The sequence below is a fragment of the Paenibacillus sp. FSL E2-0190 genome (assembly GCF_037992965.1).
Taxonomy (GTDB): domain Bacteria; phylum Bacillota; class Bacilli; order Paenibacillales; family Paenibacillaceae; genus Paenibacillus_AQ; species Paenibacillus_AQ odorifer.
Map to the genome: position 1 here is coordinate 4,995,967 of NZ_CP150306.1, position 20,687 is coordinate 5,016,653.

At 42.0% G+C, this 20,687-nt stretch carries 14 protein-coding genes; all 14 read right to left on the reverse strand.

Going from position 1 to position 20,687, the window contains the following annotated elements; all coding sequences use genetic code 11:
• Positions 1-159 precede the first annotated feature (159 nt).
• Positions 160-459: a hypothetical protein gene (locus NST25_RS22135; protein ID WP_340392490.1), complete on the reverse strand. Its 300-nt coding sequence runs from the start codon at positions 457-459 to the stop codon at positions 160-162.
• Positions 460-781: 322 nt separating this feature from the next.
• Complete coding sequence (locus NST25_RS22140) at positions 782-1,573, reverse strand: response regulator (protein WP_076134515.1); 792 nt, start codon at positions 1,571-1,573, stop codon at positions 782-784.
• The gene (locus NST25_RS22145; protein WP_076179044.1) at positions 1,551-3,404 is read right to left on the reverse strand and encodes a sensor histidine kinase; all 1,854 of its coding nucleotides are present in this window, start codon (positions 3,402-3,404) and stop codon (positions 1,551-1,553) included. The genes NST25_RS22140 and NST25_RS22145 overlap by 23 nt, the downstream gene beginning before the upstream one ends.
• Positions 3,405-3,432: 28 nt before the next feature.
• Entirely contained in the window at positions 3,433-4,263 is an 831-nt protein-coding gene (locus tag NST25_RS22150) for a carbohydrate ABC transporter permease (protein ID WP_036682912.1), read from the reverse strand.
• On the reverse strand, positions 4,263-5,147 hold the full coding sequence (locus tag NST25_RS22155; RefSeq protein ID WP_036682917.1) for a sugar ABC transporter permease: 885 nt from the start codon (positions 5,145-5,147) through the stop codon (positions 4,263-4,265). The genes NST25_RS22150 and NST25_RS22155 overlap by 1 nt, the downstream gene beginning before the upstream one ends.
• Before the next feature lie 128 nt (positions 5,148-5,275).
• Positions 5,276-6,682 carry an extracellular solute-binding protein gene (locus tag NST25_RS22160; RefSeq protein ID WP_076129628.1) on the reverse strand — a complete coding sequence of 469 codons (1,407 nt, stop codon included), beginning with the start codon at positions 6,680-6,682 and terminating at the stop codon, positions 5,276-5,278.
• A gap of 439 nt (positions 6,683-7,121) precedes the next feature.
• Entirely contained in the window at positions 7,122-7,859 is a 738-nt protein-coding gene (gene pflA / locus NST25_RS22165) for a pyruvate formate-lyase-activating protein (RefSeq protein ID WP_036682920.1), read from the reverse strand.
• A gap of 217 nt (positions 7,860-8,076) precedes the next feature.
• Positions 8,077-10,338, reverse strand: coding sequence for a formate C-acetyltransferase (gene pflB / locus NST25_RS22170; protein WP_076129627.1), 2,262 nt, complete (start codon positions 10,336-10,338; stop codon positions 8,077-8,079).
• Between the two features lie 254 nt (positions 10,339-10,592).
• Positions 10,593-13,214, reverse strand: a complete 2,622-nt coding sequence (gene adhE, locus NST25_RS22175) for a bifunctional acetaldehyde-CoA/alcohol dehydrogenase (RefSeq protein WP_036682925.1) — start codon at positions 13,212-13,214, stop codon at positions 10,593-10,595.
• 408 nt (positions 13,215-13,622) lie between these two features.
• Positions 13,623-15,089 (reverse strand): extracellular solute-binding protein, encoded by a 1,467-nt coding sequence (locus NST25_RS22180; RefSeq protein ID WP_076129626.1) that lies wholly within the window; start codon positions 15,087-15,089, stop codon positions 13,623-13,625.
• A gap of 132 nt (positions 15,090-15,221) precedes the next feature.
• On the reverse strand, positions 15,222-16,094 hold the full coding sequence (locus NST25_RS22185; RefSeq protein WP_036682930.1) for a carbohydrate ABC transporter permease: 873 nt from the start codon (positions 16,092-16,094) through the stop codon (positions 15,222-15,224).
• 1 nt (position 16,095) lies between these two features.
• A complete protein-coding gene (locus tag NST25_RS22190; RefSeq protein WP_076129625.1) occupies positions 16,096-17,016 on the reverse strand; it encodes a sugar ABC transporter permease in 921 nt (306 codons plus the stop codon).
• A gap of 117 nt (positions 17,017-17,133) precedes the next feature.
• Positions 17,134-18,462 carry a response regulator gene (locus NST25_RS22195; protein ID WP_076278412.1) on the reverse strand — a complete coding sequence of 443 codons (1,329 nt, stop codon included), beginning with the start codon at positions 18,460-18,462 and terminating at the stop codon, positions 17,134-17,136.
• 19 nt (positions 18,463-18,481) lie between these two features.
• Positions 18,482-20,275, reverse strand: coding sequence for a histidine kinase (locus tag NST25_RS22200; protein ID WP_076193077.1), 1,794 nt, complete (start codon positions 20,273-20,275; stop codon positions 18,482-18,484).
• Positions 20,276-20,687 lie beyond the last annotated feature (412 nt).

Genomic DNA, 20,687 nt, shown 5'->3' on the forward strand with positions numbered 1-20,687 from the left:
GAAAATCGAGGAAAACCATCTCTTCAGCCTCTAATAGAGGTAAAAAATTTAATTAATCATAGCTTATGTACCTTAATCGCATTTATCACAGCCAAAGGCTGGTTGATAATCTTTTCTCTTCATCACAGCCAAGGGCTGATTGATAATCTTTTCTCTTCATCACAGCCAAGGGCTGGTTGATAATCTTCGTACTTTATCACAGCCAAGGGCTGGTTGATAATCTTTTCTCTTCATCACAGCTAAGGCTGATTGATAATCTTTTCTCTTCATCACAGCTAAGGCTGGTTGATAATCTTTTCTCTTCATCACAGCTAAGGCTGGTTGATAATCTTTTCTCTTCATCACAGCTAAGGCTGGTTGATAATCTTTTCTCTTCATCACAGCTAAGGCTGGTTGATAATCTTTTCTCTTCATCACAGCTAAGGCTGGTTGATAATCTTTTCTCTTCATCACAGCCAAGGGCTGGTCGATAATTCCTGCCTTAAATTAACTAGGCAATCAGTCCTTGTGTTCCCAGAGAGGCCCACATCCGTAGGTGTGGGACGGCCCCTATACTACGAAGAGGGGTGAGGGAGAAGGAACGGAGAGGAAGTTTGGAACTGTAGGAGCGTAGCGTTCGCCTTTATCCTCGGATTTCAACCGCTAATAGCGGTTTCTAATCAAGAAATCTGAGGATAACAGCGACCGGAAGTCCAAACATTCCTTGGAGCGACGCTAACCTCACCACTCAGCAACAAACATTCCTTGGAGCGACGCTAACCTCACCACTCAGCAGCCGACCTCACCGCACTTCGGTCCGGCATCGGTCGCGATACTCCTTAGGCGACATCCCCGTCTGCTTCTGAAATACCTTGGTAAAATAACGCCGCTCCTGATAGCCAACTCCCGAGCCAATCATCGTAATACTCTTATCGCTGTTAGTTAGCATAAACTTAGCAGCTTCAATTCGTTGTAGGGTCACGTATTCCACGAAGGTCATAGCAAAACGATTCTTAAATAAGAGACAGAAATAACTGCCACTAATCCCGATCTTATTCGCCACTTCCTCAATCCCAATATCAGAATGGAGATGTTCTGTGATGTACTTAGCTGCTTGGTTCATCAGCTGATCCGGTGTTTTTTTGCCAGAATCATCTTCACCTTCAGGAATTTCCTGAAAAATTGGAATGCTATTATACAGTTTATTCTTAAACTGCTTACTACGAATCTTAGCCCCAATCTCCCGTACCTTATTGCCAAGCTCTTCATAATGTATCGGCTTACAAATATACTCTTTAACCCCTAGCCGAATCGCTTCCCGTGCATAATCAAACTCCTGATATCCGGTAAGAAGCAGCACCTCGCTATCCAATCCCATCTCCCGCAACTTACCGATAAAAGTTAACCCGTCCATCACTGGCATCCGGATGTCACATAACACAAGATCAGGCTGTTTCTCCTCGGCAATACGCAAAGCATCCATCCCGCTTCGCGCCATACCGACAACCTCCATCCCCATCTCCTGCCAAGGCAACACCCTGTTCAGATTATTCAGAATTGGGGCTTCGTCATCAACCAATAATACTTTTAGCATAATGATCTTCCCCCTGCTCGTATTTAGGTATGACACATTGGATAATAGTACCATGACCTGGACTAGAACAGATAAATATTCCGTACCTGTCACCGTATTCAATGCGGATGCGATCTGCTACACTGCGAATACCAAGACCTCTGCGTTCAAGATTCATCCGGTTATCCCGTTCAACCTTAACTTCTTGCTCCACAGGATCATTCACAATATATTGAAAAATAGCTAACTGAGAAGGTGTAATACCAATACCATTATCTTCAATACGTAAAATCAAATCCCCCTGCTTCTCCCAAACTTTCACAGAAACATGACCTTTGTAATCAATGCCCTCAAACCCATGTTGAATGCTGTTCTCTACAAGCGGTTGTAAAGTGAGTTTAAGGATACCGCAACTCATCAATTCATTCGGAATATCGATCTCGTATTCGAACAAATCTTCAAAGCGGAATTTTTGTATATCCAAATAATTGCGTAAATGTTTAACTTCTTCATCCAGTGTAATCTCTTCCCGATCCTGAATGCTGATTCGCAAAATACTGGCCAGCCTGTAGACCATCTCACTAACTTTTTTGCCTTCATTCTGTATAGCGAGAACATTGATTGATTCTAATGTATTGAATAAAAAATGTGGTTTAATCTGTGCCTGCAGAACACGCATCTCAGCTTGATTCTTGCGACGCTGCTCCACATGAATTCTGTTAAACAACCCATTGATTTTATCCATAAGATCATTAAAACCCTTAGCAAGCAGCGTTAACTCATCATTTCCTTTAACTTCTACCCTAGTGGTCAGATCTCCGTCTTCAACCCGGCGCATAAAACGAACAATGACAGCGATGCCGCCGGTAATCCGGTTCATAAAAAATAAATTGAAGATCACAGCTGCCAATAAGCAAAGGAAAATCACAGCGACGAACCAACGAGCAAATACTGTAACTTCATGAGACAACGTATTCCAAGAAGTCACAGATACCAGACTCCATGGATAGTCCTTCAAGTGATACATGGAAAGAATGCTTTTCTCCCCGTTGTACTCTGTTTTGAAACTCTGAAACCCTTTTTTAAAGGTAATCTCTTTATCCGCGAAAGACTGGAAGTCCTGTCCATCCAGCTTTTGATCTGGGTCAAAAAGAATCATTCCATCATCATTTACAAGCATAAAGGAAACATCCTGATTGCTATCCCCAATTTTTAGATTGCGAAATATGGATTCGAACTCCCAATTCTTGATCTGCACAACTAGGATACCTATGTTTTGAAAGAAGCTCAATTCCTTCACTAGCCGAATTTGTGTAAACACAGGTTCAGTACCCGTAAGCTCGGGATACTCGTGAGGAGCCAGCCATTTCGGCACACCATTCAAGTCCATAACTTCCTGGTACAGATCACTTTTTTTGAATGTATCATAGGGTAGCGTTCGGAAATTTTCCTTGTTAAAAAGCGACACGATTTCAGAGTTACCTCTACCGTTAAAATTGTACAAAAATGCATAGCTGATCGATGGATGATTAAACAACAGACTACGGAAATTGCGCTGGCTCGCATTCAGATTCAGTTGCTCAGCATCAGTCAAATCCTGGTTGTTAGGATCATCTGCACTAAGGGCCATATGAAATACCGAGGTAGCAATTCCGTTGTCTGTAACGTTATCCATATCTTTTAATACATTAGAAATACTGTAGCTAATCGCTTTAAGTGAGTATTCCGACTGCTGACTGTACTTTTTCTCAATAGAATTATAAGTCACAAAAAACATAAGCATGCCTAGAATAAATAAAGGAATGATAATCAGGCCCAAAAATGCCGTAAATAATTTATAGCGCAAATTCATCGGCTAGTGCTCCTGACTGAGAATAAAGTTATCCTTTTACGCCGCCCGCTGTTACACCTTCAATAATCTTCTCCTGCAGAATAGCATAAATGATAATTACCGGCAGGACGCTGAAGACGATACCGGCTGACATTTGTGCATAGTTCATCTGGTATTGATCACGGAATTGGACCATACCTACTGGAAGCGTTCGCAGCTCGTCATTCGACAGGAAGTAGTTAGCTAGCAAGAACTCGTTCCAATTTCCCAGGAAATTAACAATGAATACAGTAACCATAGCCGGAACCGTTAGAGGTACAATAATTCTAGCAAAGATACCCGGTGCCTTCAAGCCATCCATGACCGCAGCTTCTTCTATTTCTCTAGGTAAATTTCGCATAAATGCTGCTAAAATAATGATGGTAAATGGAATCGCATTGGCGATATAAGGAATGATCAACGCCCAGTGGGTGTTCAGTATTCCTAACTTACGTACAATCGTATAAATCGGCAGCATTAAAGCATTATTCGGAATGAGCATTCCCACTAAAACCAGTGAGAACAAAATAGTATTCCATTTCCCCTGACGCATCCGTGTAACCGCAAAAGCAAACATAGACGCAAGCAGAATGGACACTACAGAGGCAAGGATCGAAATGTACAAACTGTTGAAAAAGTAAGTACTGATCTTGGCATTTACCCAAGCCTCCACGTAGTTATTGAAGACGAATTCCTTTGGGATGCCAAAAGGATTAAGCGCAATCTCATTATTATCCTTTTTCACAGATGAGAATAATACGAATAGGAAAGGAAACAGGATCACTAACAAATAGAATAAAAGGGCAATATGTGGCAGACTCTTTTTCAGGGCGCGTGGCATCAGTATTCAATCCTTTCTGTACGACGTGCAATCAGCAGCTGATAAAGGACTGTAACCACCAGTGTAAATGCAAAGATCAGGACAGCGATGGCATTTCCGTATCCATACTTAAAGTTCGTGATCGCATATTTAATCATGTATGTTGCCATTACATCGGTTGAACCTGCAGGTCCCCCCTTAGTCATAACGATGACGATATCCGCAGCTTTCATTGCTCCAGCAATGGATAGCATAATTACAACCGAGATGATCGGTACGATTAGTGGGAGCGTGATACGAGTAGCGCGTTGAAATCCAGTTGCGCCGTCAATGGCTGCAGCTTCATCCAATTCACCAGGAATAGCTAGAATCGCCGCTAGGACCATAACGATATAAAATCCAGTCCACTGCCAAGCATTCGTCAACAAAATAGAAAGCATTGCAAATCTTTCATCTGACAGCCAGTAAATAGGATTAATTCCTACTAGACTAAGGAGCTTATTAAAAAGTCCAATGTTGGGCTCATAGATAAACCCCCAGAGAATACCGATAACCGCTGTAGACATAATGGAAGGCATAAAGACTGCTGTCTTATATAAGCCCTTTAACTTCTTCACATTAGAAATTAATAACGAGAAGAATACGATCAACGGTACCTGTATACATACGGAGAAAAGAATAAACCAACCGTTGTTTTTAACGGATATCCAGAATCGTTCATCTCCTAGTGCTTTCTCATAATTACTTAATCCGGCTGATTTAACCGTCTCCGATACACCGTTCCAACTAGTAAAGCTGTAATAAATAGAACTAAAAATGGGGTAAATGAAAAACATCGTGAACAATATCAATGCTGGAAGAACGAAAAGGAAAAATACCACTGGATTTCTTAATGCTTTATTCATGACTACCTCCGGTTGCTTTGACATCTGGCGAATAGTGAATGCTTCAGATCAAGTGCAAACACATATTTTCTTTGATTTTAAAAATGTACCCTGGATTTAGCACCAGGGTACATTCAGTTTGCAGCTATTTATTCAACTGCTGCGTTTGCTTCTTCTTGTACCTTTTGCAAAGCTTCGCCCATTTTCTCAGGAGTCGTCTGATCGCCAATCAGTTTTTGAATTTGAATGTTACTGATTTCTGTAGTTACATCAGCTTGAACAAGTGAGTCAAATGCTGGGAACGAAGATTGTGAGTTGTTAAGTACACCTACGATTTCGCTCATCAGATCATCAGTAATATTCTCATTCAATACGTTTTGGTCAATCTTCATTGCTGGCAATACGCCATCTTCAACAAGTCCGCGCAATTGCATTTCTTCATTAAATAAGTTTTTAATAAAAGATTTCACAGCAGCCAATTGACGTGGATCTTTCTCAGCAGATGCAGAGAAACCATAACCATTGTTCACATCGCGCATCAATGCAGTTTGGTCACCCGCTCCGCCTTCAACTGCTGGGATGTTGAAGAATCCAACTTTACCGATCAACCCTTCGCCAGATTGGCCCGTTTTAAATACGGAAGATTTCCAAGTACCATCATACAGCAGGATCGCTTCACCACTAGTGAATTGTGTTGTGTATTCAGCATATTCAAAGCCAAGTTCGCCTTTTTTGAAGTAGCCTTTATCAACCCATTCTTTGTATTTCGCAAATCCTTTTACTACATTTGGATCAGACCATTTAGCTTCGCCTGTTGCAAATTTAGCAGTTACATCCGGACCTGCATAACGTGACCACAGGTGGTTAGCTAACATAAGTGGTACCCAACCAGCTTTGGATGCACCAGCCAAAGGTACTTTTCCATCAGCCTTGATATCAGCCAATTGTTGTTCCAATTCAGCAAATGTTGTTGGAGCCTTCCAGCCCTTGCTTGTATAGTATTCTTTGTTATAGAAGAAACCTTCACCAGAACCACCGATTGGCAATCCATAGATTTTTCCTTCATAAGTGAAAGGATCAAGATTTGAGAATTTATCCTTAATTCCAAGTTCCTCAAGGATTGGAGTCAGGTCAAGTAATTTACCTTCTTTAGCATAGATCTTGGAGTCAGGGCTACCGAACAGATCGAAGATTTCCGGTGGATTACCCGCAGCCATTTCACCACGCAATTTTTCTTTACGGTTTACATCTGAATCTACCCCATCGAGTTTAAAGGTCAGACCCGGTACATCCTCTTGTACTTTGTTAACTACTTCTTCGAGAATAGCCAGACGTTTCTGCTTGTCTGCACCGATTTGAGTGTGACGAATCGTCATTTCAAATGGCTCGTTATTTACCGGTTCTTCTGTTGCTGGAGCATTTGTAGCGGCTGAGTTAGTCGCGGTAGCGTTTCCATCTCCTTTGTTAGAAGACGCATTGTTGTTGCCTCCGCAACCAGTCAGTAAAGCTGATGATACGAAAATCAGGGACAATAGCAAAGTCATACTTTTTTTCATTTCTTGTGACCCTCCCTATATATTGATGTGCTTTACACTTCTTATTATAGAAAACAGACTTCATTATCGTAAGGTTAAGATTCATCCACTATAGGGATAAAAATCTCTAATGTAAGCGGAATCAACTACATGATAAGTTATATTTTATAACATTAAAATGTTAAATCGCTTTATTCATTTGTTTTTCTCATCACAAAAGTTTGTTTCTCTTTAAAAACATTTAATTAAAATATAAAATTAGTCATATTACCTGACATATTCATTTATTATCTACCCCATAAACCACGTGTAACTATAGCATGTCTTTATTAGGAATAATATAAAATTCCCCCTCAGAGGAGCTTTAACCCCTCCCTTTTTACTTACTCATAACAAAAAACCGCACCTTCAGTGATGATCAACCACTGAGGGTACGGTCTCTCTTAAAAATAGATTTCTATTATACCAATGCCGTTTGCTTACGACCTTCTTCGACCAAGCGATATGCCCGTTGCACTTCTTCTTCTGTTGGAGAAGGTACTCCATCCAGTTCATAAGCTTTGCCGAGCATTTCCCATTTATAGATACCCATCTGATGATAAGGTAAGATTTCGAATTTCTCGACGCCATTTAAGGTTCCAATATAACGACCTAAGTTAATGAGATCCTCTTCACGATCATGAATACCAGGAACATATACATGTCGGATCCACATCTTACGATTATGGTCTGAGAGCCAGCGTGCAAGCTTCAAAGTTCGATCATTGGATTTACCGGTTAATTTGATATGCGCTTCTTCATCAATATGCTTCAGATCAAGCATAACCAAATCTGTTACATCCAATAAGTCATTAATCTTGTCACCTTCGTTGTAACCATTACTGTCTAATGTGGTGTGCAAATTCCAACGCTTCTTCACTTCCGTAAATAACTGCTTTACAAATTGCGCCTGCAAGGTTGGTTCTCCACCGGATACAGTTAACCCGCCACCGGATGAACGATAGTAGTTTATATATGGCTCGATTTCCGAAAGCACTTCTTCTAGAGTCATTTCTTTACCTTCATCTAAAGCCCAGGTATCAGGGTTATGGCAATACTGACATTTCAGCAAGCAGCCTTGCATAAATAAGACAAATCGAATACCAGGTCCATCAACGGTTCCAAAGGTTTCCAAAGAATGTATGCGACCTTTAATCATAGGATGTCATCCTTTCGCCACGCCAGACTAACAGTCCCTTTTTCAACGATGAAGATCCCTGTCCTTGAGACTGTCATATCCCTATATCGCGGCAATAAAATTTAAAATTTTAACAATTCTCAAACAAGATATTACCGCCCTTGAGACAAGGGCGGTATCTTCCTTGCAATTATTTCAATAGTAGTACTAATTCAAAGATCTTCATGACAGGAACAAATTACATCGAACCGTGGAATGTACGGTTGATTACATCCATTTGTTGTTCACGAGTCAGCTTGATGAAGTTAACTGCATAACCGGATACACGGATAGTCAATTGTGGATAGTTCTCTGGGTGCTCCATAGCGTCCATCAGCTGTTCACGGTTAAATACGTTAACATTCAAATGCTGAGCGTTGTTATGGAAGTATCCATCCATCATGTGTACCAGGTTAGACTTACGGGAATCCTCGTCTTTACCAAGTGCCTTAGGTACGATGGAGAACGTATTAGAGATACCATCTTGTGCATCGGAGTAAGGCAGTTTAGCTACAGAGTTCAGGGAAGCCAAGGCGCCTTTCTTGTCACGTCCGTGCATTGGGTTAGCACCTGGTGCGAAAGGTTCACCTTTCTTACGTCCGTCAGGTGTAGTACCTGTCTTCTTACCGTACACTACATTCGAAGTAATGGTCAGTACCGATTGAGTCGGCACAGAATCACGATATGTTTTGTTTTTACGGATCATAGTCATGAAGGTTTCAACCAATTCTACTGCGATGCTGTCAACAGCATCGTCATTGTTACCGTAGCAAGGGAATTCGCCTTCGGTTTCGAAATCGATCGCAATACCTTGTTCGTTACGAATAGGTTTTACTTTGGCGTATTTAATTGCGCTTAGTGAGTCTGCTGCAACGGACAGCCCAGCAATACCACAAGCCATCGTACGCAGAATGTCACGGTCATGCAGCGCCATTTCGATACGTTCGTAAGAATATTTGTCATGCATATAGTGAATGATGTTCAAAGTGTTAACATAAGTCTTAGCCAACCACTCCATCATCGGTTTGAAACGTTTCATTACTTCGTCATAATCCAGATATTCAGAAGTGATCGCTGGGAATTCCGGTCCAACTTGTGCTCCGGATTTTTCATCCACACCACCATTGATAGCATACAGTAATGCTTTTGCCAGGTTGGCACGAGCACCGAAGAACTGCATTTGTTTACCGATACGCATTGGAGATACGCAGCAAGCAATCGCATAATCTTCACCCCAGTATGGACGCATTACATCGTCATTTTCATACTGAATTGCACTAGTTTCGATGGAAACCTTAGCACAATATTTTTTGAAGGCTTCAGGCAATTTTTCGGACCACAGTACAGTTAAGTTTGGTTCCGGAGCTGGACCCAAGTTGTACAGGGTGTTCAAGAAACGGAAGCTGTTCTTAGTAACACGAGTTGTTCCGTCTTCAGCCATACCACCGATGGATTCAGTTACCCATGTTGGGTCGCCGGAGAACAGATCATTATAGTCAGGTGTACGCAAGAATTTCACGATACGCAGTTTCATTACGAAATGATCGACGATTTCTTGTACTTGTTCTTCAGTCAAAGTACCTTCAGCAATATCGCGTTCTGCATAGATGTCCAGGAAAGAGGACACACGGCCCAGGGACATCGCCGCACCATTTTGCTCTTTAACTGCTGCCAGATATCCGAAGTATACCCATTGAGTAGCTTCTTTGAAGTTGGTCGCTGGTCTGGAAATATCCATACCATGAGCAGCTGCCATTTCTTTCAATTCGCCAAGTGCACGAATTTGTTCGGACAGCTCTTCACGCAAACGAATGATATCTTCAGTCATGGAATCTACTTCAAGCTCAGTTTGTTGTTGTTTTTTGTCTTTAATGAGGAAATCAATACCGTACAGAGCAATGCGGCGGTAGTCGCCGATGATGCGTCCGCGTCCGTAAGCATCAGGAAGACCTGTAATTACGCCGGATTTACGCACAGCTCTCATGTCTGGTGTATATGCATCAAATACGCCTTGGTTATGCGTTTTGCGAATGTTCGTAAACATGTCAACGATGTTTTGTGGAAGCTCGAAGCCATAAGCCTTCGTAGCATCAACCATCATCTTGATCCCGCCGAATGGCTGGATGGAACGTTTAAAAGGAGCATCAGTCTGTACGCCTACAATTTGTTCCTTGTCCTTGTCAATGTAGCCTGGAGCATGTGAAGTGATTGTGGAGACAGTATCTAGGGAAACATCCCATACGCCGCCTCTTTCTCTTTCTTCCTTGCTCAATTGGGAAATAATCTTCCACAGTTCAGTTGTGTTACTAGTAGGTCCTACGAGGAATTCTTCGCTTCCTTCATAAGGCTTAATGTTGCTTGCGATAAAGTTGTTAACGTCAACTTTTCTGGACCATTTACCTTTTGCAAAACTTCTCCAACCGGATTTCACTTCTTGTACATCTTTTTCAATCACCGACATGCTAAATCCCTCCATCTATATTTATATTATATTTGTAGAGATCGCGGGCTTGAAGGTTGATCCCGTGTCTCGTGATCCCAAGAAAAATATGGTTGTTCGAAAATTCACAATCATTGTTCCATATATGGGACCGTTGTTTATATAAACATTTTAGTTTATTTTCTATAAATAGACTGTGACAAATATCACCTTTCCGGTGATATTTGTCACTCATATCTAATCCACAACCATCCTATTATCTACTTAACCAAATATTAATTATCAAATCTTCCGTAGAAAGCATTACGATATACATCTGCGAGTTCAGATACCAGCGGCAGCTTAGGATTGGCAGTTGTACATTGATCTTCAAATGCACGGTCAGCCAAGTAATCTACATGGGATTCAAAATCCTTAGGATCAAAGCCCAATTGTTGGAAGGATTCTTCGATACCCAGTTTTTTGTTCATGTCGCGAATAGCATTGATCAGGCTAGTTACACCTTCTTCAGTTGTGCGAGCTGGCAATCCCAGAATACGGGCGATTTCTGCATAACGCTCGTCAGCTACGAAGTGTGAATATTTAGGGAACGAAGCGAACTTCGTAGGTTTCTTAGCATTGTAACGAATAACGTGTGGCATAAGGATCGCATTAGTACGACCGTGAGCAGTGTGATATTGACCGCCCCATTTATGCGCCAAGCTGTGGTTAATACCCAGGAAAGCATTAGCAAAGGCCATACCAGCAAGTGTTGATGCGTTATGCATTTTTTCACGGGCAACTCTGTCGCCTTCAAGAGCCGATTTTTCAAGGTATTGGAATACCAATTGGATTGCTTTAATTGCCAGACCATCCGTGTAGTCACTCGCCATAACAGATACATAAGCTTCGATGGCATGTGTCAATACGTCCATACCTGTATCAGCTACAGCAGTTTTTGGCAAGCTATATACGAACTCTGGATCAATGATAGCTACGTCTGGAGTTAGCTCGTAGTCAGCCAAAGGATATTTAGTGTGTTGTTCAGTTGTTTTATCGGTAATAACTGCGAAAGATGTTACTTCCGAACCCGTACCCGAAGTAGTTGGAATCGCTACAAACTTAGCTTTGTTTCCAAGTTTAGGGAATTTGTAAACCCGTTTACGGATATCCATGAATTTTTGTTTCAGACCGTTAAAGTCAGCGTCTGGATGTTCATAGAATAACCACATTCCTTTTGCAGCATCCATTGGGGAACCACCGCCAAGTGCGATGATGCAGTCCGGTTGGAATCTGTTCATCATTGCTGTACCTTTTTCAACTGTAGTTGTCGATGGATCTGGTTCAACTTCCGAGAACACTTCGATCGCTACAGGAGTTTGGCGTTGACGCAGGTAATGTTCAACTCTCTCAACATATCCAAGCTTAACCATCATTGGGTCAGTGATAATTGCGACACGTGTGATATCAGGCATTTTGGTCAGGTACTGAGTAGCGCCTTTTTCGAAATAGATCTTGTCAGGTACTTTAAACCATTGCATATTCACGGTACGACGATTCACCCTTTTCACGTTGATCAAATTGATTGCTGTAACGTTTTGCGACACGGAGTTACGACCATAAGATCCGCAGCCCAGCGTCAACGAAGGGATGTTAGTGTTATAGATATCGCCGATCGCACCATGAGTGGAAGGCGAGTTAACGAGAATACGTCCTGTTTGCAGACGGTTAGAGAACTTCATGATTACTTCTTCGTTGTTGGAGTGGATAGCCGAACTATGGCCCATACCACCAAATTCAACAACTTGTGCTGCGCGTTCAATACCTTGATCTGCGTTTTTAACTTTGTAGCAAGCAAGCACAGGACTCAATTTTTCAGCGGACAATGGATATTTAGTGCCTACACCTTCAAGTTCTGCTACCAGAATCTTAGTGCCGGCAGGAACTTGAATGCCGCACATTTCAGCAATTTTCACTGCGGATTGTCCAACGATTGCTGGATTAACCGCACATTTATCAACGTTCATAGCGCCGCTAGTAAGTTTGGCAGCTTCTTCTTTGTTAACAAAGTAGCAGCCATTAGCGATCATTTTCTTTTTCACTTGATCGAAGATTGGTTCTTCGATAATAACAGCTTGCTCGGAAGCACAGATCATACCATTATCAAATGTTTTGGAAAGAATGATGTCCGTTACGGCTTGATCGATATCCGCGCTCTTTTCGATGAATGCAGGTACGTTACCAGGACCTACGCCAAGAGCTGGTTTACCACAGCTATAAGCTGCTTTTACCATTGCAGAACCGCCTGTTGCGAGAATAAGTGCAACGTCAGGGTTGTTCATCAAAGCGTTTGTTTTGTCCATCGTTGGCATTTCAATCCATTGGATACAGTTCTCAGGTGCGCCAGCTTTTACAGCCGCATCATGAAGAATTCTAGCAGCTGCTGCACTACACTCTTGCGCAGATGGGTGGAAACCGAATATAATAGGGTTCCGTGTCTTAATCGAAATCAACGCTTTAAACATCGTGGTGGATGTAGGGTTGGTTACCGGTGTGATACCCATTACAATTCCGACGGGCTCAGCAATTTTTTGGAAGCTTTCATAAGCATTGTCTTCAATAACGCCTACTGTTTTATCGTATTTAATTCCGTGCCAGATATATTCTGTCGAGAAGATGTTTTTAGTAATTTTGTCTTCGTAAACCCCGCGGCCAGTTTCTTCTACAGCCAATTTAGCGAGGTACATATGTTTGTCGAGTCCAGCCAACGCCATTGCATGAACGATTGTGTCAACTTGCTCTTGATCCAGCGCCATGAATGCCTCATGTGCTTTTTTCGCTTTATCCACCAAAGTCTGAATATACTCTTCAGCGGTAGTTTGTTTAACTTGGGCGGCGACTTCGTTCTTAACTGCCATCTCCCTCGTCCTCCTGTCAATTTTTAGGTTGTTTTTCTCTACACATTTATCTTATCACATCATTTCCACCTTGTATAGTGAAATCTTTCACAAAGTATAAAGTTTTTTTGATTTGTTTTCAAAGCGCTTTCATTCGATCATTTTATAGGTTTTTTACCATTATTTATGCTGTAATATCCCTTAAATCTAAAGTTTATGTTTAAAAAGACAAGAACCAATACCCATTTTCTACCTTTCCGCTCGCAAAAATATTTTAAAAATGCAAATCTAATTTTGTTGACACTCTATTTTTCCCATGACCCTCTAAAAAATAGTCGGAAACCATCCGTTGGGTTGATTTATAAAAATATCAATAATATAAACATAAAAAAACCGACTCCTAATGGAGCCGGTTCTGTCCTTCCTTGCCTATTCTACTTTAATTGTATCGAAGAATTTCTCCTGCACTGTTTTTGCAGCAGCTTCAAGCTGTGTCTTGGAATCTGTTCCTTTTTTGGAGAACAGCTCTTGAATTACATTGGACATGGTTGCGTAGTAGTCCTGTGTATTGTATTGCGCTTCCGGTTTACCGTCCAGCAAGCCTAAAATATCAGGGCTGTATTGATATACATTTGTATATTTATCATACACAGCTTTTGTTTTCTTACCGAAGTCAGAATCTGCAGAATAGTAATCTAAGAGCGGCGGAATAAAGTATTTGCCATCCGTTGTACGTTGTTGCAGAACCGCATCCAGTGCTTCTAGACCTTTATCGGAGAAGTAATCAAATGTAATATAACGGAATGCCATTTCTTGCTCGTCTGGTGTTGCATTTGGATTGATTACAAGGTAGTCACCACCAAGTACCCCAGTGTGTTTTCCGCCTTTTTCCATCGCAGGCATTGGATACGTAAGTACATCTTCTGGTTTCAGACCGCCTTGATTCAACGCTTGCTCAATAACACCGTCAGATCCAGCCATTACCATTGCTGTACGACTTTGTTGGAATGCGCCTACAGCATCACCCCAGCCCAGTGCCCAGTCCTGAGGAATCGCGTTTGCTTCCCATCTAAGTTTCTTGTAGAAATCCAGCGCTTTAATCCCAGCCTCAGAATTAAAAGTAGCTACAACCTTACCGCCTTCAATCTTCTGAATTTCACCGCCAGCTTCGAACAGGAAGTTGGTCCAGTTCCAGCCTGCTTCATTCCCTTTACCCATTGGAGCAATACCGGAAATCCCTTTTTTGGTATCAGCTACACCTTTCGCGGTATTCAGCATATCATCCCAAGTCCAATCCATAGATGGAACAGCAACGCCTTTTTCATCCAGCATTTTTTTGTTGATCATTGTGGTTGTTACATAACCCTTTTGAGTTACGCCGAATACTTTTCCGTCAATGATAAATTGATTTTGGAGAACCGGGTTAATTTGATCCTTAAATTCGTATTTATTCCACAGATCCGTAATGTCAGCTACCCAGCCTTTTTCAACTAGGAATTTTGCTTCTGTAGCGTAAGTGTTAAAGAAGGTTGGAGCTTCATTCGCTGCCATTTTGATGCCGATTTCACTTACATTGTACTGCCAATCGTCTTTGACGATTTCAACATTCGGATACTCCTCTTGGAAACGTTTGATCTTGTCATCTTCCTGTGCTCTAACTTCGGTTAGGTCAGGGGTTGGATAGTGAATTTTGATGGTCACTTTTCTTTGTGTGATATCATCAGTTGGCGCTGCTGTAGCACTGCCAGCATTATCTGTTGCAGCATTCGTTGGCGCAGTAGTCGCTTCCCCTTCCTTGTTTCCTGTTGTGTTTCCGTTATTGTTGTTACCGCCGCATGCGGTTAACAATGATCCGGCCACAAGGAGGCTTAGTAGCACGCTAGAGTACTTACGCATTGAAACTCCCCTTTTCAATTCATAGTTATCTTACATATCGATCATAAAAGAGAAATCGTTTACAAACGAGGTGCATTTATATTCCTTTCATGTGCATGTTTACGATCCGTGACTAGATTCGTCGATCCGCGCTTATCCCTTAACTGCTGATAATGCGACGCCACGCATAATGAACTTTTGGAAGATCAGGAAGACAAGGATCGGCGGCAACGATACGATAAATAGGATAGCGAATTTAATATTCGTATTAAGTGCCTTTACATTAATAACGTATTTATAGATTGCTGTCGCGAGCGTATATTTCTCTTCACTGTGCATAACCAGAGATGGCCAGAACCAGTCATTCCATGCAGTAGAAAAGATAAAGATCGCCAGCGTAGCAAATATCGGAACCGACAATGGCACTGCAATGGAGAAAAAGCTTCTCGGCTCAGAGGAGCCGTCAATCCGCGCGGCTTCAAAAATTTCAGGATGTATCCCATCAAAAAAGTTCTTTAAGAGTAGAAAATAGAATGTATTCGCACCAGCCGGCAGCCAAAAGGCAGCGTACTGATTCAGTAATCCAAGCTCTTTTAGATTGACAAAGTTGGGAATCATGTAGCTGGTCGCCGGAATAAACAATGTCATCAGGAAAAAGAAATAAATTGCCTTTCTGTAAGGAACATTCATACGAGAAATGCTGAAAGCAGACATTCCCAATACGACTAGTGTCACGACCATATTCCCCACAAAAATATAAATAGTGTTCTTAAGGAACATCAGCAGATCAATGTAGTTCATCGCTTCTTTAAGGTTGCTGAAGTGCCATTCCTGCGGGAAAAAATGCGGTGGGAATGAGTTCACCTCTTGATTCGATTTCAGTCCGTTAAATAACGTCATACAGATCGGATACAGCATGCTAAACACCATAATCAAAATAACCACGCACATCAAGCCATAAACGATCTTATTGCTTGTTTTTTTCAAATCATGTTCTGAGAGAATCCCTCTATCTGCGCTCTTCATCTTAGTTGTCCTCCTTGTTAAGCTTGAACTGTAAAATGCCCAAACCACCTAGGACTATGAACATTAGCATGCCAAGCGCAGTCGCTGTTCCATAATCGAGTCGCGTAAAAGCATATTTTACGATCAGCAGCGCATAGGTAAGCGTAGTATTATTCGGTCCACCATCAAGCAGCGCCATTTGTGACTGATACCCTTGTGAAGTCCCGATAATCTGTAATATAAACATCAAAATGATCAAATTACGCAGCGAAGGCAATGTGATGTACTTTATACGTGCCCACACACCCGCCCCATCAATCTCAGCTGCTTCATACCAATCCCGCGGAATGCTGAGTACAGCAGCCAAGTATATTAACATCCCTGATCCAAACTGCTGCCACGTCTCCATAAAAACAAGGGAAATCATCGACCACCTTGTATCTGTCAGGAAGGCAACCTGGTCCACACCAAGCGAGCTTAATACTGCATTGATTGGGCCCACAGGATCATAAAGCCATCTCCAGAGTCCATATAGCACCACACCAGGCATTACAAAAGGTAGGTAAGCCGCTACCCGCACAAAGCCCCCAAACCTTCTCAGCTCCGAGATCATAATAGCAAAAGCAATCGGAACCCAGAACCCGATAATAAGACATAGAAGCATGTAATACCCTGTATTTTTTAACGCGGTCAAAACATCCGGATCACTAAGGGCTCTAGCATAGTTCTCAAAGCCAACAAAGCTATTCCCTTTTACAAAATCAACATGGTAGAAGCTGTACAACAAGCCTTTAAAAATTGGCACCCACAAGAACATTACAAAAATAATCACAGCAGGTACGAGGAACATATATCCCCAAAAGTTTTTCTTCCAGCGGTTTTGCTTGTAAGGTGTACCCTTCAGCGCCGGCGGATTTTCGGATACAACTGCGGTTTGATTCATCAGGCTCCCTCATTCCATTTTTCTTTCAGCATTTTTCGCAAAATGCTTCCTACCTTAAATTGTAGAAAATGAGGGTTGTACTGAACATGTCTAAATCTACCGAAGTAGTATGTGTTTTTACTTCTTCAATTCACTGGGGCTAATCCCATAATATTTTTTGAAAATTTTACTAAAATGCTCCGGTGATTCATAACCTACACGCTCGGCGATTTCGTATCTGCGAAGATCTGTGTTCAAAATCATCTCCCGACTTTCTTCCATCCGCAGCTTAATTACATATTCCCACAGGTTGTAACCTGTATTTTTCTTAAACAGATAGCTCAAATAATTGGGGCTGACATGGTTTTTCTTAGCCACTTCATGGATGGTTAATCCTTTTTGCGCATAGTTCTCGTCAATATACTCTCTCGCTTTCTCTACAATCAGATTGCTGCGTGTATGAAGCTCTTCTACTGAAGGATCGGTTGTGTAGCTGTTCCAATTAAAATCCCCGTAGTAAAACACATAATGGTCATTGTGTTCATTATTCCAGAGAATGGCTTTGGAGGCTTGACGGTTCAATACAGCCATAAAAGAAAGACCCTTGAGAATCTGGCTGATGCCGATAACTGCATTTAAGTGCAGATATTTTTGAATATTAAAATGAAGACTACGGCCAAGGATATCTAGCCTATTAATTTGGCTGGCAGACGAATCTTCATAGCTTTTTTCATCCCACTGAATAATGATCGTAATCTCTTCATCCTCTGCGTAAAAGGCTGTCGAGTTCCACTCCTGATCCATCAGCTCTTTGGCGATATTCAGCGCGGCATAACAAAGAAGCCGTCTGTCCCGCAGGGTGTAGTGCTTCTCCTGATTCGTTCCAGCCAGAGGCACCTTAATTTTTAAGACGGAAAAATACGGCCCTTGCAGCTTCAGGTTATCCAGCTTTTGCAAGCGTTCTGCATCACACAGTACACCTTCAGGCTCAATGAGCAGCTCATTCAATAACTTGCTGTATTCCGGAAGCGGCTCTTCCAGCCGAAAGCTTTCGTTAATTCCTGACATGAAAATATCCAATTCTGGTGATGGTTTCCCCATCTTAAGCAGCACATTTCGCACCGAATCCAGAAATTGCTCACTGTTCAAAGGTTTGATCAAATAATCCTTCGCTCCAAGCCTAACGGCCATTTGCGCATATTGAAACGTCTCGTGTGCAGAAATCACGATGGTCTGTACCCAGGGTTTGGCCAATTTTGCATGCTGCATTAGATCAATCCCGCTCATTGCACCCATCTGAATATCAGTAACGAGCAGGTCTATTTCCTCCATCCGAATGCAGTCCAGCGCTTCAAAACCACTGTTTGCTGTATAAATATGGTCTATGTTTAACCCCGAAGAAGCTAATAAATTGCTCAGCCCTTTACAAATCAAGGGTTCGTCATCCACAACTAATATATTGAACATATCTGTATGCTCCCCTTCCTTAGTCCTGATTCTCTGATTTCGGAAGCTTAACCGTCACCAATGTACCGCCCTCTTTACGAGGGGTATAGCTGATGCCATAATCAGAGCCGAAGTGTAAATGAATACGCTGGTTAATGTTGCGAATCCCGTAACCGCTGGCCGGATTTGGACTGTCGTCATTCAGCACAGCTTCGATGGCCTGATAATCAACAGTCTTATAGCCATTATCTTCAATAGTGATCTCGACGGTATCGTCCACACAAACTGCGCTAATGATGATTTCCCCATCCTCGCCCATATTTTTGACACCATGAATAATAGCATTCTCAATTAACGGCTGCAGGGTAATTTTAGGAATTAGATTTCTTTTCGTATCTGGATGAATCTCCATTACTACACGAAATATATAATCATACCGGTGCTGCTGCAGCTTGATGTAGGCCGTTGCATGCTCCAGCTCTTCTTCAAGGCTAATCAGCTCCCTTCCCCGACTGAGGCTAATCTTCATAAGCTTGGATAATTCCTTGATCATCTCGGCGGATTCAACGTTACCTTCCAGCGAGCTTTTCCAGTAAATACTCTCCAAAGTGTTGTAGAGCAAATGCGGATTGATCTGCTGATAGAGCAGTTGAAGCTGTGATTCCTTCTGTTTTAGCTCCATCTGGTATTTATAAGTAATTAGTCCATTTAGCCTGCGGGCCATGTCATAGGTAGATCCAATCAGCACACTGACCTCATCGTTACTCCCTCTTTTTGGCGTCTCAGGGACACGATTGCCTGGCTCAAACTTCCGGACGAAAAAAGCTAACTTTTGCAAAGGCGTCATTAATGAACGCCAGAAATAAGTAATCATGATTAATCCAAAAACAGCATAGGCCACAGTTATGTATTGAATCACACTTTTCATTTCGTTTTGTTGCTGCAGCAGCGCTTTTACGGCGATTTTGTAGACTAGCTTCTGTCCTAAGGCATGGTTATTATTGACCACATAAATAAAATCCGAGGTAATAACATCCACGGTTCCTTCCAAATCCTCAGCAACGACCGTCTCCGGCAGCGTAATGATCTCACCAGTATTATTCGTAGTAGAAGCGAGTACACGATTATCCAGATCTGTTAAGTAAATATCACCATCAGGCAACGATATGGATTTGAGGGATTCTCCGATTTTTGCGTCCATTTTGGTAATGACTAAAACCCCAATGGTCTCAGCTTTTCTGGAGATGTTATTGACAGCTCTCATGTAGGTAAGTGTCTTCAAGTTTTCTGCTTGTGCACTTAGCTTCCCTGTAAATTTTAGAGATCCGCGACCCTTTTTCTGGACAACCTCCTCGAACCAATAGGGCTCTTCCGCTTTGGAAAAGAAATATACCCCCGCCTTCTTAACCTGCGGGAAATTGGGTGCAAAAAAATAATAATCCTCGGGATCGTATATATAAAGGGAATAATAGATGCCGTCCCCACGCTCCGCTCCCTGCGAGTAACTGACCAACAGCTTCTCTATCGTCTCATATCGTTTAACCCGCTCCAGGATGGTATCCGAACCCGTCATATTAATCTGCTGAATCAGAGGGTTTTGAATTACAGTGGTAGTAATTTTATTTACGGTATCGATATCTCGGTTAATGATGGTGAAGTTTTGCTTGTTCAGCTCTACATAAGCATTCGTCACATGGCGCTTCAGAATTTGCTCAGCCTTCATATTCCCGTAAATGTTCAAAAACAGAATGGGCGAGATCATAATCAGAAACAGCAGGATAAGCTGTTGTTTGACGTTTAGCTTCAAAATCGGCCTAATCAGCCTAGACAACATCGAGATACACCTCCGGGTTCAATAACTATATCAAAGTGATAAACGCTTACATATGTTTATTTTAAAGTTTTTTATGTTCATTTGTATGTAGTTTTTTCTGTTGGGCGGATAAAAAGAGCATGATGATATGTTCGCCACTACGTAGAGCGTTTGAGCTTACGATCGCTGTTATCCTCAGATTTCCTGATTTTATACCGCTGAGCGGTAGAAATCCGAGGATAAAGGCGACCACTGGCGTTTCTCCAGCTCCAAACCTCCACTTCGCAACTCCATCAACGGAACTCTTAAAAACCGCAAACAGAAAAAGTGGGAGCGGTATAAAGGACACTGCGTGGGGCTAGGAGAAATGCTCCCACAATGAAGAAGCGCCATGTATCTCCTTGAACACTTGAACACTCAAGTACTTCAATAC